The organism is Amycolatopsis sp. N2S4-7, assembly GCF_058119595.1.
The window spans coordinates 5,230,871-5,245,704 of record NZ_CP172299.1 but is presented as its reverse complement, the minus strand read 5'-3'; the positions used below and the strand labels follow the sequence as shown (position 1 = coordinate 5,245,704).

Genomic DNA, 14,834 nt, shown 5'->3' with positions numbered 1-14,834 from the left:
ATGGACACACGGGTGCTGATCGCGGGGGCGGGACCGACCGGGCTGACGCTGGCCATCGAGCTGGCGCGGCGCGAAGTCGCCGTACGGATCATCGACAAGGCGGAGACGTTCTTCGTGGGCTCACGCGGCGACGGCATGCAGCCGCGCACGCTGGAGGTCTTCGAGGACCTCGGAGTGCTCGACGCGGTGCTGGCGGCGGGGATGGCGCCGGTGCCGATGAAGATCCACCTCGGTGGTGAGGTGGTCGGCGAGCGGATGATGTTCGACCCGGTCGAGCCGACGCCGTCGAAGCCGTATCCGACCGGCTGGTTCCTCGGCCAGTCGCAGACCGAGGGCATCCTGCGCGACCGGCTGGCCGAGTTCGGCGTACGCGTCGAGCTGGCGACCGCCCTCACCGGCTTCGAGCAGGACGCCGAGGGTGTGACGGCGACGTTGAGCACGGGGGAGACGGTCCGCGCGGCCTACCTGGTCGGCGCCGACGGCGGCAAGAGCTTCGTGCGCAAGGCGCTGGGGATCCCGTTCGAGGGCACGACCGACGAGTCGATCCGGATGCTGCTCGGCGACGTCCGCGCCGAGGGCCTCGACCGCGCGTACGGGCACTGGTTCGCGGCGCCGGAGGACCCGATGAGCGGCATGATGTTCAGCCCGCTGCCGGGCACTCCGCACTTCCAGTTCGGTGCGTCGCTCGCCGAGGGCGAAGCGGACGCCGAGACCGCGCTGCCCGCCGTGCAGGCCCGGCTCGACGCGCTGAGCGGGGGCACCGTCCGGCTGTCCGACCTGGCCTGGTCGACGGTGTGGCGGCCGAACATCCGCCTGGCGGCGCGGTTCCGCGACGGCCGCGTCTTCCTGGCCGGCGACGCGGCGCACGTCCACCCGCCGACCGGTGGCCAGGGCCTGAACACGGGCGTCCAGGACGGCTACAACCTCGGCTGGAAGCTCGCGGACGGCTCACCGGAGCTGCTCGACAGCTACGAGGTCGAACGGCGGACCGTCGCCGCGCGGGTGCTCGGGATCACGGCCGGGATCATGCAGAAGTACGTCGACGGGGACGAGGACGCCCACCACCGCGGCGAGGACACCCAGCAGCTCGACATCACCTACCGCGGCGGCCCGCTGTCGCCGGCGGGGACCGGCTCGCTGCAGCCGGGCGACCGGGCCCCGGACGCGCCCCTGACCGACGCCAACGGCAAGCGCGTCCGGCTGTTCGAGCTGTTCCGCGGCCCGCACGCGACGGAGCTGGTCTTCGGCGACGGTCCGACGTCGGGCTACCGGATCCTCCCGGCGGGGAGCGTCGCGACGGGGACGGACCTCGTCGACGACGGCGGCCACGCGTACGCGGCTTACGAGGCCGAGGGTGGCCGCACGGTGCTGGTCCGCCCGGACAACCACATCTGGTCGATGTCCTGACCGTCGAGCCGTCGCAGGTGCCGTTCGGCTTCGCGCGGGGTGGGGGAGCGGTCAGGCGTGCAGGGCCTTCGCGGCGGCGTCGACCGCTTCCCAGGAGCCGCGCCAGGCCGCGCGGGCCTCGGTGCGGCGGGCCAGCTCGCGCTCGGCGATCCGGCCGGCGACGAACCCGACGGCGCCGTCGGCGGACGCCAGCACCGTGCGCATCCGCTCGGCGGCGAGCACCGCGTCCTGGTGGTCGCCCAGCACGGTCTGGAAGTCCTTCGTGGCCTTGAGCAGCTTCTTGATCCGCGCGGCCTGCTTCTTCTTCGCCGACGTCTGGGCCAGCTCGGCGGCGTAGCGCAGCTTCTTGCCGTGGATGCGCAGGGCGTGCAGGTTGTCGTCCGGCGGGTCGGCGGGCAGGGCGCGCACGGCTTTGGCGAGCTTGCGGTGCGGCTTCGCGAGCCCGGCGATCAGGTCGTGCGGCCGAGCCTCGGCCGGCGAAGCCGGCTCCTGGGTCAGCAGGCTGACCTCGCGCAGCAGCGTCGAGTACCGGGCGCTGGACAGCGCCCGGGTCAGCCGCCGCTTCGCCGCCGCGCGCTCGGTGACGAACAGCGACACCAGGCGGCGCCCGGCGGCCTGGTCGCGGACCTCGAAGTCGGCGATGACCTCGCGCAGGTGCCCGATGAGGACGTCGTGGTCGCGCACCTCGCCGAGCGACTGGCCGAGCCAGCCCAGCTCCGCGCGCACCGGCTCGGCGCCGTCCCCGACCAGCGTGCCGGACAGCTTGAGCACGCTGCGCATCCGCCGCAGGGCGACGCGCATCTGGTGCAGGTCCTCGGGGTCGGCGCCGGAGCGGGTGCCGGGTTCGTGCGCGAGCAGCGCCCGGATCTCCCGGTCGAGCTTGGCCCGCACGTGGTGGACCGCCGGATCGGCCGGGCCCGCCTCGACGGGCGAGTCCGGCAGGCCCAGCTCGGCCGGGGTACGCGGCAACGATTCGGCGGTCACCTCATGGATGGTAGGTGAACGACTGCCCTCAGTCGTTCGCGTGCAGCATCGCGTTCAGCTCGACGCCGGAGCCGGTGCGCGGCACGACCTCGACCGCGCCGGTCGCCGAGTTGCGGCGGAAGACCGCGCCCGAGATGCCGTTGAGCTCGCGGGCCTTGACCACCTTGCCCTCGACGACGACCTTCGTCCCCGCCGTGACGTACAGGCCGGCCTCGACGACCGTGTCGTCGCCCAGCGAGATCCCGACGCCGCCGTTCGCGCCGATCAGGCAGCGCTCGCCCAGCGAGATCGTCTCCTTGCCGCCGCCCGAAAGGGTGCCCATGATCGACGCGCCGCCGCCGACGTCCGAGCCGTCGCCGACAACCACGCCGGCCGAGATCCGGCCCTCGACCATCGACGCGCCGAGCGTGCCGGCGTTGAAGTTGACGAAGCCCTCGTGCATCACGGTGGTGCCGGTGGCCAGGTGCGCGCCGAGCCGGACGCGGTCGGCGTCGCCGATCCGGACGCCGGACGGCGTGACGTAGTCGACCATCCGCGGGAACTTGTCGACGCTGTAGACGGTCACCGGGCCGCGCGAGCGCAGCCGCAGCCGGGTCGTCTCGAAGTTCTCGACCGGGCACGGCCCGTGGTTGGTCCACACGACGTTCGCCAGCAGGCCGAAGAGGCCGTCGAGGTTCTGGCCGTGCGGGCGGACCAGCCGGTGCGACAGCAGGTGCAGCCGCAGGTAGATGTCGTGGGTGTCCGCGGGCGCGTCGGCCAGCTTGCCGATCGTGGTGCGGACGGCGACGACCTCGACCCCGCGGTCGGTGTCCGGGCCGAGCAGGCCGGCGGCGGCCTCGCCGAGCAGCTCGGTGGCCTCCGCCGCGCTCAGGCGCTCGGTGCCGGGCGTGCCGGCGGTGTCGCCCTCGATCAGCTTGGGGTGCGGGAACCAGGTGTCGAGGACCGTCCCGTCGGCGGTGACGGTGGCCAGCCCGACGCCGCTGGCGCCGGTCGTTTCGGGGTTCGGGCTCTGCTCGCTCACGGCCCTCACCGTAGTCGAACCAGCCGGGTCAACCCGTCGTGGGCCGGGCGTCGACCTGCTTCTTCAGGCCCGAAACGGCCGCGGCGATGTCGACCAGCGCCTGCGTGCAGGGGCCACCGGGCTCCGGGACGGTCGTGCAGCCCGCGCCGCGGAAGGAGCCGATGGCCGTCTCCAGCTTGCCGGCCTCGGCGACCAGCTGCGGGTCGCGGTCGTCCGCGCGCTTGCGGGCCGCGCCCGGGACGCTGCCGAGCTCCGTGACGTACTTCTCACAGCCCTTCGGCAGCTGGGTCCGCGGGCTCGCGTAGCACTGGTCGACGGTCAGCGCGGCCAGCTTCGTCGGGAGCGCGTCCGGGCCCGGCTCGCCGCCCTGCTTGGGCGTCGGGCCGGCTTCGGTGCCGCAGCCGGACAGGACCAGGGCCAGCAACACGCCGCCGACAGCGACCGGGAACCTACGCACGCCGCCCACGGTAGCCCTCGGTAGTACCGTGCCGGGCATGAGCCTCGACCTGCACGCCGACCCCGTGGACCTGACCGCGGCGCTGGTGGACGTCTTCAGCGTGTCCGGCGCCGAGGCCGAGATCGCGACGCTGGTGCAGGACGCGCTGCGGGAGCACGCACCGCACCTCGAGGTCGTCCGCAACGGCGACGCCGTCCTCGCGCGGACGAACCTCGGCCGCGCGTCGCGGGTCGTGCTCGCCGGGCACCTGGACACCGTGCCGGAGAACGGCAACCTCCCTTCGCGGCGCGAAGGCACCGGCGACGACGAGGTCCTGCACGGCCTCGGCACGGTCGACATGAAGGGCGGCGACGCGGTGTTCCTGCACCTCGCCGCGACGCTCCCGGAGCCGAAGCACGACGTCACCTTCGTCTTCTACGACAACGAAGAGGTCGAAGCGGTCAAGAACGGCCTCGGCCGGATCGAGCGCGAGCTGCCGGAGTGGCTGGCCGGGGACCTGGCGATCGTCGGCGAGCCGTCGAACGGCGTCATCGAGGCCGGCTGCCAGGGCACCATGCGCGTCGAGCTGCGCTGCACCGGGACGCGCGCGCACACCGCGCGGGCCTGGATGGGGGAGAACGCGATCCACGCGCTCGCCGAACCGCTGCGGCGGCTGGCCGAGTACACGCCGCGGATCGTCGACATCGACGGGCTGACCTACCGGGAGGGCCTGCAGGCGACGAAGATCGGCGGCGGGGTGGCGGGCAACGTCGTCCCGGACTCCGCGGTCCTGACGGTGAACCACCGCTTCGCCCCGGACCGCGACGCGGCGGCGGCCGAGCGCCACCTGCGCGAGGTGTTCGACGGCTACGACCTGTCCGTTGTGGACCTTTCGCCGGGCGCGCTGCCGGGCCTGTCGGCCCCGGCGGCGGCGGAGCTGGTGGCGGCGGCCGGCGGCCGTGCGGCGGCGAAGCTGGGCTGGACCGACGTCGCGCGGTTCGCGGCGCTGGGCATGCCGGCGGTGAACTTCGGGCCGGGCAACCCGACGCTGGCGCACACGAAGCAGGAGAACGTCCGGACGGCGGAGATCCGCCAGGTCGCCGACGTGCTGCGCAAGTTCCTCGCCTGAGTGGCGGTCGTCACACCGAGGGGGTCTGAGCTGCGGTGACGCTCCGGCGTCGGACGTCACCGCAACTTTTGCCGTCCGCGGTCCGTATCCCCTGGTGAAGCCGCGCCCTGGGAGGACCCATGCCGAAAACCGCGAGACGGGCCACGGGTGCCGCCGTGCTCGCCCTGGCGGTGGCGGGTGTCCTCACCGCCTGTGAGCAGCAGCCCGTCGCCGCGCCCGCGGCCGGGCCGATCGTCACGGCCATCGGGGACGCGACGTCGGTCCCGCCGCCGCCCGCCGAGCGTGAGCCCGTGCCGCAGGCCGCGCCCGTCGAGGTCGCCATCACCTTCCCGCGGACCGGGTCCGGTCAGTGGATGTTCACCCCGGGCAGCGACGAGGTGGCGGGGACCAGGGGACGGCTGATGCGCTACCGGATCGCCCTGGAGACCGACATCGACGGCGTCGGACCCGTCGCCTTCGCGCGCGAGATCCGCGGCATCCTGGGCGACCGGCGGGGCTGGACCGCCGGCGGCGAGTGGCGGCTGCAGCAGGTCGGGCCCGAGGACCCCGCCGACTTCACGATCTACCTGGCGACCCCGGCCAGCCGCGACCGGCTGTGCGGCGGCACGCCGGACAGCTACACCTCCTGCCGCAACGGCAGCAACGTCGTGCTGAACGTGGCCCGCTGGGCCAACGCCGTGCCGGGCTACGGCGCGCCGCTCGACGTCTACCGGCAGTACATGGTGACCCACGAGACCGGCCACCGGCTGGGCCACGGCCACGAGCTGTGCCCCGGCGCGGGAAAGCCGGCGCCGGTGATGGAGCAGCAGACGCTCGGGCTGCACGGCTGCGTCCCGAACCCCTGGCCGTTCCCCGACGGCCGCCCGTACGCGGGCCCGCCGGGCGAGTACGACGACCCGATCCCGGCGGGCACCTCGTGAGCCTTACCGGCCCTGCAGGGACCGGACGTTGTCGCCGAAGGTCCAGCCCTTCGAGCCGTCCCAGTTGATCGACCAGTCCATCAGGCCCTTCAGGCCCGGGACCGACCGCCAGGCCTGGGAGACCAGGCTCGGCGACAGGTACCCGCCGCCCGCGCCGGGCTGGGCCGGCAGGCCGGGGACCTGCTTGTCGTAGGGCACGCGGATCGTCGTGCCCTGCACGACCAGGCCGTTGTTCAGGCACTGCGTCTGGACCGTGAAGCCCTGGACGGTCCCGGCCTGGTAGGAGTCGCCGGAGCAGCCGTACATCGAGCCGTTGTAGTACTGCATGTTCAGCCACCACAGGCGGCCGTTGTCCGCGTACTTCTTGATGATCGGCAGGTACGCGCCCCAGATCGAGCCGTAGGTGATGCTGCCGCCGGTGACGTAGGCGGTTTCGGGCGCCATCGTCAGCCCGAAGTTCGACGGCATCTGCGCGAGCACGCCGTCGATGATGCGGATGAGGTTCGCCTGGGACGCCGACAGCGTCTTGATGTTCCCGCTGCCGACGAGCCCGGTCTCGATGTCGATGTCGATCCCGTCGAAGTTGTACTGCTTGAGGATCGGCACGACCGTGGCGACGAACCGGTCGGCCACCGCCGACGACGAGAGGTCGATCCCGGCGGCCGCGCCGCCGATGGACAGCAGGATCGTCGCGCCCGCGGCCTTCGCCGCGCACATCTCGGTGGGCGTGGACACCTTGACGCCGGCGTCCATCCCGTTCTCCCACAGCACGGTCCCGTCGGACCGGATCACCGGGAAGGCGGCGTTGACGACGTTGTAGCCGTGCTGCGCGATGCGGCTGTCGGTGATCGGCACCCAGCCCATTCCCGGGTGGACGCCGTTCGCGGCGCCGTCCCAGTTCTCCCAGTACCCCTGGAGGACCTTGCCGGCGGGCCGTGACTTCACCGCGCACGTGTCGGCCTGCACCGCCCCCTGCGCGGGGGCCGGCACGAGCAACGGCACGGCGAGCAGCGCCGTCAGAAGCGTTCCGAGCCAACGGGTTTTCATACCGGCTCCCATCGTCGTTGAGGGCGAACGCGGCGTGTCCGCCCAAGATAGGCGCCGCCGGGAACCGCTCGCTACCGACGATCGGGTGGTCTAGACAAATCAGGGGGCGGCACCTTCCCGGGAAGGTGCCGCCCCGGGGTGGATCAGACGGTCAGCGTCCAGGAGGACAGGTAACCGGTGTCGGCGGGACCGACGTCCTTGATCTGCAGCTTCCACGCGCCGTTCGCGGCCTCGGAGGAGGCGTTGACGGTGTAGGTGGTGTCGAGGTTCGGCGTCGAGTCGCTGCTCGAGTTCTTCATGCGGTACGCCGTGCCGTCCGGCGCGACCAGGTCGATGACCAGGTCACCGCGGTAGGTGTGGGTGATGTGCACCTCGGCCTTGGTGGTGCCGGACGCGTTGCGCGCGCACCCGGCCACGTTCGCCGTGCTGCTCACCGCGGCTCCCGGGTAGTCCGGGATGTCGAGGCGCGTCGAGTTGGTCACCGGGGCGCACGACGAGCTGCCGACGCCGAGCGAGAACGACGCCGTGTGGTCGGCGTTCGCGCCGTCCGCGGTCACCGTGACCGGGAAGGTGCCGGTCGGCGTGCTCGACGACGTCGTGATGGTCAGCGTCGAGGACCCGCCGGACTGCACCGTCGCCGGGCTGAACGACGCCGTCGCGCCCGCGGGCAGGCCGGACGCCGACAGGGAGATGGACTGCGCGCTGCCCGACGTCGTCGTCGTGGTCACGGCGACCTGGAGCGACTGTCCCGGTTGGACGGTCCCGGCGGTGGGGTTCAGCGCGACGGAGAAGTCGTTGCCCTGCGTCGGGGCGACCGCCAGCTTCCACAGCGCGTACCCGATGGCGTCGCTGTTCTTCTCCAGCGGCGGGTCCGGGATGTTGGAGATCGTGTCGCAGGCGCGGTGGTAGCAGTTGTCGAACGGCGAACCCGCGGTGCCGCCCCACTTCTGCGCCTGCGCCGAGCTCTTGATGTCGCCCGCGCCGGTGGCGAGGCCGCCGACCGGGATGCCCGCGTTCTTGAAGGACGCGTGGTCGGAACGGCCGTCGCCTTCGCTGTCGCCCTCGGTCTGGATGCCGATGGAGGCGAAGTACTCGTCGAAGACCGCCTTGATCGAAGCGACGTCGTCGTAGACGAAGTAGCCCCAGTTCTTGGAGCCGATCATGTCGAAGTTGAGGTAGGTCTTGATCTTCGTGCGCTCGCTGCTCGGCAGGTTGTTGACGTAGTACTTCGAGCCGACCAAGCCGGACTCCTCGTCGGCCCACCAGCCGAACCGGACGCGCTTGGCCATCGCCGGGTTGGTGCGGGCCAGCGTCAGCGCGGTCTCGAGGATCGACGCGCTGCCCGAGCCGTTGTCGTTGATGCCGGGGCCGGCGCTCACGCTGTCGAGGTGCGCGCCGAGCATGATGACCTGGCTCGCGTCACCCTGCGGCCATTCCGCGATGAGGTTCTGCGACTGCCCGAGGCAGCTCGTGCAGGTCTGGCGGGTCGTGGTGTACCCGGCGTTCTTGAGGAGGTTTTCCACATAGGACACCGAAGCCGCGTAACCCCCGCCGCGGGCCGACCGCGTGCCGCCGTTGTTGCCGGCGATGGTCTGCAGCTGGTTGAGGTGGGTCTTGATGTTGGCCAGCGAGATGTCCGGGGCGGCGAGCGCCGTGGCGGGCGCGGCGGTGGCCGCGGGCGCGGATACGACACCCAGCACAGCGGCCAGGGCGGTGACCCCGGCGCCGAGTCTTGTCTTCCACTTCATGGCGGTGAATTCCTTCTGGGGATGGGGGAGAAGGACCGGGGCGGCACCTTCTCGCGAAGGTGCCGCCCCGGGTGGATCAGACGGTCAGCGTCCAGGAGGACAGGTAACCGGTGTCGGCCGGGCCGACGTCCTTGATCTGCAGCTTCCACGCGCCGTTCGCGGCTTCCGAAGAAGCGTTGACGGTGTAGGTGGTGTTGATGTTCGGCGTCGAACTGCTGCTGCTGTTCTTCATGCGGTACGCGGTGCCGTCCGGCGCGATCAGGTCGAGCACGAGGTCACCGCTGTAGGTGTGGGTGATGTGCACCTCGACCTTGGTGGTGCCGGACGCGTTGCGCGCGCAGCCGGCCACGGTGCTGGTGCTGCTGACCGCGGCGCCCGGGTAGTCCGGGATGTCCAGCCGGGTCGAGTTGGTCACCGGAGCGCACGACGAGGTCGTCCCGACGGTCAGGGCGTACGTCGCGGTGTGGTCGGTGCTGGCCCCGTCGGCGGTGATGGTGATCGGGAAGCTGCCGGTCGGCGTCGACGCGGAAGTCGCGACGGTCAGCGTCGAGGAGCCACCGGAGGAGATGGTCGCCGGGCTGAACGTCGCGGTCGCGCCGGCGGGCAGGCCCGAAGCGGACAGCGTGATCGACTGCGCCGCGCCGGAGGTGATCGCGGTGCCGACGGTCGTGGTGGCCGTGCCACCCGGCTGCACGGAACCCGAAGCCGGGTTCAGCGCGACCGAGAAGTCCGCGCCGCCGCCGCCGCAGGACGTGGGCTCACCGCTGACGGTGGGCACGGAGACGGCGTCCCACGCGGCCTTGGTGGTGTTGTACTCGGTGCAGCTGCCCGGGAAGAGCGCGATCGCGGCTTCGAGGGTCGCCTTGCGGGCGGCCTTGTGGTTCCACGACGAGGTCTTCTTCAGCAGGCCGTTGTAGAAGATCTTGCCGGCCTTCTGGATGCCGAGGCCGGTGACCGACGAGCTGTTGCAGGTCGGGCTGGCCGGCTTGCCCCCGCCGGGGTTCGAACCCTCGGCGAGCAGGTAGAACCAGTGGTTCTGCGGGCCCGCGGCGGCGTGCACCTCGGTGCTCGGGATCGACGACGAGTAGCAGTTCGGGTCGCCGACCTTCGACGGCTGGTACATGTAGCGGATCGGGCCCTGGCCGACCAGGTTGACGCCCTCGCCGACCTCGTAGTCCGGCGTGTCCTTGGCGTTCTGCGCGTACGCCTCGGTGAGCGCGCCGAAGATGTCGCCGGTCGACTCGTTCAGGCCGCCGTTTTCGTTGCCGGAACCGGCGCCGCCCGGGGTGAACTGGAAGATGCCGTGCCCGAACTCGTGGCCGACGACGTCCATCGAGGTGGCCTGGCGCTGGTTGTCCTGCGAGTGCCCGAAGTGGGTCGAGGAGCCGTTCCAGTAGGCGTTGACGTCGCTCAGGCCGACGCTCGCCGGGTAGCCGGTGCCGCTGCCGTTGATGCCGTTGCGGCCGAGCCAGTCGGCGAGCATCTTCCACTCGGTCTGGACGCCGTACAGCGTGTCGACGCACGCGGTCTCGAGGTCGGTGCCGGAGCCGTTGCCCCAGTTGTTGTCGGGGCCGCTGTAGACGGATCCGCCCTCACGGCCGCAGCTGATGCCGGTGCGGCCCGGGTCGCGCATCGTGTAGGTGCTGCCGGACTGCGTCGTGTCGATGGAGACGTTGCCGACGTAGTAGCTGTTGCCGGTGCCGGCGACGTTCACCGTGCCCGGCTGGGCCTGGCCCTTCGCGCCGGAGCCGAACGTCTTGACGTCGTCGCGCTGGTCGAGCACCGCGCCGGTCGCCGCGTCGACGAACACGTGCAGGTTGCTCGGCGCCGTGGCGGTGCGCCCGGCGACGACGACCTCGTAGGCCAGCTTCGGGCTCGCCCCGGCCAGCACCACCTTCTCCGGTGTGCTCACACTGTCCACAGTGGGCAGTTGAGCGCGCGCGGTGGCCGCGGCCTTCGCGGCGTCGACGAGCGCCTGCGTCCCGACGCCGATCGGCGCGGTCTCGGCCGCGCTGGTGCCGCGGACGCGCCCGGCGCCGTCGGCGACGACGACCGCGTCGCCGCCCACGACCCGCAGGCCCTGGTAGGTCCGCTGGTAGGCGCCGTAGAACAGGCCGCCGCCACCAGCGGTCAGCCCGACGCGCTGGAACGCTTCGGCGGGGCCGCGGCGCAGCGCGTCGAGCCCGCTCGCGGCGGCTTGGTCGGCGGCGCGCGCGGCGGCCACGTCCGGTGCGGCGGGCTGGGCCGCCGGGGTCGCGCTCGCCGGGGTCACCGGCAGCGCGAGCGTCATGGCGAGCCCGGCGGCCGCCGCCAAGCCCGTTCTGAACCCACGATGGGTCATCGAGGTCAACCTTTCATGAAGGCAGAATCCTGGTGCGGTAAGGGGAAGAGGGGACGTGTCCGGCGGGCTAACAGCAGGTATGCGTCCGGACGCATCCGAGTAAAGGATCAGCGGATCGGGGCGTCAATGCGCCGAACGGACCAACACCGCGTTCCGGATTCGGCGGTCAATTCGTACAAACACCGCTGCAGCAGGGACTTTTCGCCGCGCCCGGTACCGGAACGACTTTCGTAGGGATTGTCCCGGACACCATCCGAATGCCGGACGATCTCGATCATCGGGAATCGTTAGTACTGCTCAGGAACAGCGGGTCAGCCGACTCTCCCGGTACGCGAGCCGACTCCCGGGGTAAGCGAGCCGGCCCGTCCGGTACGCCGTCAGTCCGCTTCCGCGCCCAGGGCGATCAGCCCGTTGCGCAGCACGTCCGCCGCCTCCGCTTCGCGGCCGGTTTCGCCGAGCAGCTCGCTCAACGGCCGCAACGCGCGCACCAGCACCCCACGTGCTCCGAGCCCGGTGGCGAGCTCGACGGCGGCCCGCAGGTCCTCGGCCGCGCGGCGGGCGTCGCCGCGGGCCCTGGCCAGCGAACCCAGCTGCAGCCGCAGTTCCGCGGCCAGCGCCGTGCCCGCCACGACCGCCGGGCGGACCTGGTCGAGCAGCGCGCCCGCCGTCTCCAGCCGACCCGCCGCCAGGTACTCCCCGGCGAGCTCGACGGTGATCGCCGGGACGTCGTCCGGCCACGCCGTCTCCCGCGCCGCGCCGAGGTCGGCCAGCGCGCCCTCGACGTCGCCCGCGCGGCCGCGGATCCGGGCCCTGGCCAGCAGGCAGTGCGCCATCGCCGGGTGCAGGGCCCGTTCCTGCATGAGGTCGTAGGCCGCGGCGACCGACGCGGCCGCGTCGGCGAACCGGTCCGCCGCCAAGTGGCTGCGGCACACCTCGACGTGGCTGCGGGTCAGCTCGGCCAGCACGGCCGGCCCGCCCCGCGTGAGCCGCAACGCCGCGTCGGCGTACTCGGCGGCCCGCTCGAGGTCGCCCTGGCGCAGGTGCCGCTCGGCCAGGCAGGCCCTTAGCGTCAGCAGCATCGACGGCTGCGGGTACCCGTCGCGCAGCAGCTCGGCGTGGCAGGTTTCCAGCAGGTGCAGGGAATACTGCGCCTCGCCCCAGTCGCTGAGCACGGCCGCGCGCAGCGGCACGACCATCGCCCGCACCGGCGGTGGCTCGCCCGAGAGCGTGGTCTCGGCCTCGGCGACGTACTTCGTGCGGACGTCGCCGGTCGAGTACCCGGCCAGCCACAGCAGCGCGATCCCGGCCTGCCGCGGCCGTTCCAGGCGTTCGGCGTGGCGCCGGATCCGCTGCATGCGCGGGGTGGCGCGGCGGGCGTCGCCGGCCAGGAACCGTTCCGCCGTCTCGATCAGCTCGAGGTCGAGCTCCAGCAGTTCGCGGGGTGAGCTGCCGCCGAGCAGCTCGTCGGGGTCGATGCCCAGCTGCTGGGCGAAGAACCGCAGCGCGTCGCCCGACGGCGTCCGCGCGCCGGTCTCGACCGACGACACGTACGCCGCGGAGTACTGCGGCCCGGCGAGTTCGCGCTGCGTGAGCCCGCGTTCGGTGCGCAGCTCACGCAGGCGTTCGCCGACGCTCTCGCTCACACACGTGCCTTTCGCCGGGGACGTCCAGAATAGGCGTGGGAAGCCGCGCGGTGGCGGGGGAGTCGTCCGCCACCGCGCGGCCGGCTCAGCAGGCGCCGCCGTCGCTCCACACGGCCCACGAGGTGGGCGCGCCGGGCTCGGCACCGGTCGAGTACCACAGCGACGTCCACTTGTGACCGTTGTGCCCGACGACGTCGTCGGGCACGTACGCCTTCGCCACATCCCACTCGGCGAGGCCGTCGCAGCCGGTCGGCGGGGTGCCGGTGCCGACGGTCAGCGAGAACTGCGCGGTGTGGTCGGCGTCGGTGCCGTCGCCGGTGACCGTCACCTGGCTGGTGCCGGTGGGCGTGGTCGCCGAGGTGGTGATGGTCAGCGTCGCGGTGTCGCCGGACTGGACGCTCGCCGGGCTGAAGGTCGCCTTCGCGCCCTCGGGGAGGCCGGTCGCCAGCAGCTGGACGGTCTGCGCGCCACCCGCGGTGACGCGGGTGGTCACCGTGGTGGTCGCCGTCCCTCCCGGTTGGACGGACGCCGACGTCGGCGACAGGGTCAGGGAGTAGTCGTTGCCGGCGGGCGGCTGGCCGCTGCAGGTCGGCTCACCGCTGACCGCGGCGACGCTCACGGCGTCCCAGGCGGCCTTGGTGGCGGTGTACTCGGTGCAGCTGCCCGGGAAGAGCGCGATCGCGGCTTCGAGCGTGGCCTTGCGGGCGGCGCGGTGGTTCCACGACGACGTCTTCTTCAGCAGGCCGTTGTAGAAGATCTTGCCGGCCTTCTGGATGCCGATGCCGGTGACGGTCGAGTTGTTGCACGTCGGGCTGGCGCTGCTGCCCTGGGAAAGGAGGTAGAACCAGTGGTTCTGCGGGCCCGCGGCGGCGTGCACCTCGGTGCTCGGGATCGACGACGAGTAGCAGTTCGGGTCGCCGACCTTCGACGGGTTGTCCATGTAGCGGATCGGGCCCTGGCCGACGAGGTTGACGCCTTCGCCGACGCTGAAGTCGGGCGTGTCCTTCGGGTTGTTGGCGTAGTACTCGGTCAGCGCACCGAAGATGTCGCCGGTGGACTCGTTGAGCCCGCCGTTCTCGTTGCCCGAACCGGCGCCGCCGGGCGTGGTCTGGAAGATCGCGTGGCCGAACTCGTGGCCGACGACGTCCATCGGGGTCGCCTGGCGGCGGTTGTCCTGCGAGTGCCCGAAGTGCGTCGAGGAGCCGTCCCAGTAGGCGTTGACGTCGTTGAGGCCGACGCTCGCGCGGAAGCCGCCGCCCGCGCCGTCGATGCCGTTGCGCCCCAGCCACTCCGACAGCATCTTCCACTCGGTCTGGACGCTGTAGAGGGTGTCGACGCAGGCGGTTTCGAGGTCGGTGCCGGAGCCGTTGCCCCAGGTGTTGTCGGTGCCGGTGAAGATCGAGCCGCCCTCGCGGCCGCAGGCGATGCCGCGGCGGCCGGGGTCGGTCATCGAGTAGGAGCTGCCGGAGCCGGACGTGTCGATGGCGACGGTCCCGGCGTAGAAGGAATTCCCGGTGCCGGCTTCGCGGACGTCGTCGCGGGTGTCGAGGACCGCGCCGGTCGCGCTGTCGACGAAGACGTGCAGACGCGTCGGCGTGGCGCCCCGGTGGCCGCTGACGACGACCTCGTAGGCGAGCTTGGGTGCGTCCCCGGCCAGCACGACGAGCTCCGGCGTGGACGTGGTGTCTGCTGTGGACACCTTGCTCCTGGCGATCGCCGTGGCCTTCTCGGCGTTGAGCGTGGCCTGGGTGCCGACGGTGATCGGCGCGGTCCGGGCGGCTTCGGTGCCGCGGACGCGCCCGGCGCCGTCGGCGACGACGACCGCGTCCCCGCCGATGACCGGCAGACCGTGGTAAGTGCGCTGGTAGGAGGCGTAGTAGAGCCCGCCGCCACCCGGGGTGACCCCGGTGCGGACGAAGGCCTCCCCGGCGCCCTTGGCGAGCCGGTCGACGCCGCTGAGGGCGGCCTGGTCGGCGGCTCGGGCGGCGAGCGCCTCGGGCGGGGTGGCGGCGGGAGGTGCGGGAGCGGCGGCGGCCGGGATCGCCGGCACCGCGACGGCCAGGGCCAGGCCGGCGATCGCCGCCAGCCCTCGTGGGCATCTCATGGGGAACCTTTCGGGACGCGGGGATGTGTCCAGCGGAATAACTGTTGTTATTGC

Annotated in this window: 11 protein-coding genes; 3 read left to right on the top strand and 8 right to left on the bottom strand. The window is 72.3% G+C overall.

The features are described 5' to 3' along the window. Positions 1–1,407, top strand: a complete 1,407-nt coding sequence (locus ACH54P_RS24285) for an FAD-dependent monooxygenase (protein ID WP_489905677.1) — start codon at positions 1–3, stop codon at positions 1,405–1,407. Positions 1,408–1,458: 51 nt separating this feature from the next. Here ACH54P_RS24285 and ACH54P_RS24280 read toward each other — a convergent pair whose 3' ends face one another. From ACH54P_RS24280 to ACH54P_RS24270, 3 genes are read right to left on the bottom strand one after another with little or no spacing between them, the layout of a single operon-like run. Further along, positions 1,459–2,391 (bottom strand): CHAD domain-containing protein, encoded by a 933-nt coding sequence (locus ACH54P_RS24280; RefSeq protein WP_489905676.1) that lies wholly within the window; start codon positions 2,389–2,391, stop codon positions 1,459–1,461. A 28-nt stretch (positions 2,392–2,419) separates the two neighbouring features. After that, positions 2,420–3,412: a 2,3,4,5-tetrahydropyridine-2,6-dicarboxylate N-succinyltransferase gene (gene dapD / locus ACH54P_RS24275; RefSeq protein ID WP_489905675.1), complete on the bottom strand. Its 993-nt coding sequence runs from the start codon at positions 3,410–3,412 to the stop codon at positions 2,420–2,422. Positions 3,413–3,440: 28 nt separating this feature from the next. After that, the gene (locus ACH54P_RS24270; RefSeq protein WP_489905674.1) at positions 3,441–3,908 is read right to left on the bottom strand and encodes a hypothetical protein; all 468 of its coding nucleotides are present in this window, start codon (positions 3,906–3,908) and stop codon (positions 3,441–3,443) included. Between ACH54P_RS24270 and dapE the strand changes: the two genes are divergently transcribed. Both dapE and ACH54P_RS24260 read left to right on the top strand, forming a co-directional pair. After that, the gene (dapE, locus tag ACH54P_RS24265; protein ID WP_489905673.1) at positions 3,907–4,977 is read left to right on the top strand and encodes a succinyl-diaminopimelate desuccinylase; all 1,071 of its coding nucleotides are present in this window, start codon (positions 3,907–3,909) and stop codon (positions 4,975–4,977) included. The two genes, ACH54P_RS24270 and dapE, sit on opposite strands and share 2 nt — an antisense overlap. A gap of 119 nt (positions 4,978–5,096) precedes the next feature. After that, positions 5,097–5,897 carry a DUF3152 domain-containing protein gene (locus ACH54P_RS24260; protein WP_489905672.1) on the top strand — a complete coding sequence of 267 codons (801 nt, stop codon included), beginning with the start codon at positions 5,097–5,099 and terminating at the stop codon, positions 5,895–5,897. Between the two features lie 3 nt (positions 5,898–5,900). Here ACH54P_RS24260 and ACH54P_RS24255 read toward each other — a convergent pair whose 3' ends face one another. The 5 genes from ACH54P_RS24255 to ACH54P_RS24235 form a co-directional block, all read right to left on the bottom strand. Further along, positions 5,901–6,944: a chitinase gene (locus ACH54P_RS24255; RefSeq protein ID WP_489905671.1), complete on the bottom strand. Its 1,044-nt coding sequence runs from the start codon at positions 6,942–6,944 to the stop codon at positions 5,901–5,903. A gap of 143 nt (positions 6,945–7,087) precedes the next feature. Next, the gene (locus ACH54P_RS24250) at positions 7,088–8,692 is read right to left on the bottom strand and encodes a M28 family peptidase (RefSeq protein ID WP_489905670.1); all 1,605 of its coding nucleotides are present in this window, start codon (positions 8,690–8,692) and stop codon (positions 7,088–7,090) included. Positions 8,693–8,768: 76 nt separating this feature from the next. Next, positions 8,769–11,033: a M4 family metallopeptidase gene (locus ACH54P_RS24245; protein ID WP_489905669.1), complete on the bottom strand. Its 2,265-nt coding sequence runs from the start codon at positions 11,031–11,033 to the stop codon at positions 8,769–8,771. Between the two features lie 377 nt (positions 11,034–11,410). Beyond that, positions 11,411–12,676: a helix-turn-helix domain-containing protein gene (locus ACH54P_RS24240; RefSeq protein WP_489905668.1), complete on the bottom strand. Its 1,266-nt coding sequence runs from the start codon at positions 12,674–12,676 to the stop codon at positions 11,411–11,413. Between the two features lie 85 nt (positions 12,677–12,761). Beyond that, entirely contained in the window at positions 12,762–14,780 is a 2,019-nt protein-coding gene (locus ACH54P_RS24235) for a M4 family metallopeptidase (protein ID WP_489905667.1), read from the bottom strand. Positions 14,781–14,834 lie beyond the last annotated feature (54 nt).

What these genes read in the sequence shown, in the direction of transcription:
- dapE (WP_489905673.1), top strand. Translation starts at nt 3,907, where the DNA reads ATGAGCCTCGACCTGCACGCCGACCCCGTGGACCTGACCGCGGCGCTG.
- ACH54P_RS24285 (WP_489905677.1), top strand. Translation starts at nt 1, where the DNA reads ATGGACACACGGGTGCTGATCGCGGGGGCGGGACCGACCGGGCTGACG.
- ACH54P_RS24255 (WP_489905671.1), bottom strand. Translation starts at nt 6,944, where the DNA reads ATGAAAACCCGTTGGCTCGGAACGCTTCTGACGGCGCTGCTCGCCGTG.
- ACH54P_RS24235 (WP_489905667.1), bottom strand. Translation starts at nt 14,780, where the DNA reads ATGAGATGCCCACGAGGGCTGGCGGCGATCGCCGGCCTGGCCCTGGCC.
- ACH54P_RS24270 (WP_489905674.1), bottom strand. Translation starts at nt 3,908, where the DNA reads ATGCCCGGCACGGTACTACCGAGGGCTACCGTGGGCGGCGTGCGTAGG.
- ACH54P_RS24250 (WP_489905670.1), bottom strand. Translation starts at nt 8,692, where the DNA reads ATGAAGTGGAAGACAAGACTCGGCGCCGGGGTCACCGCCCTGGCCGCT.
- ACH54P_RS24245 (WP_489905669.1), bottom strand. Translation starts at nt 11,033, where the DNA reads ATGACCCATCGTGGGTTCAGAACGGGCTTGGCGGCGGCCGCCGGGCTC.
- ACH54P_RS24260 (WP_489905672.1), top strand. Translation starts at nt 5,097, where the DNA reads ATGCCGAAAACCGCGAGACGGGCCACGGGTGCCGCCGTGCTCGCCCTG.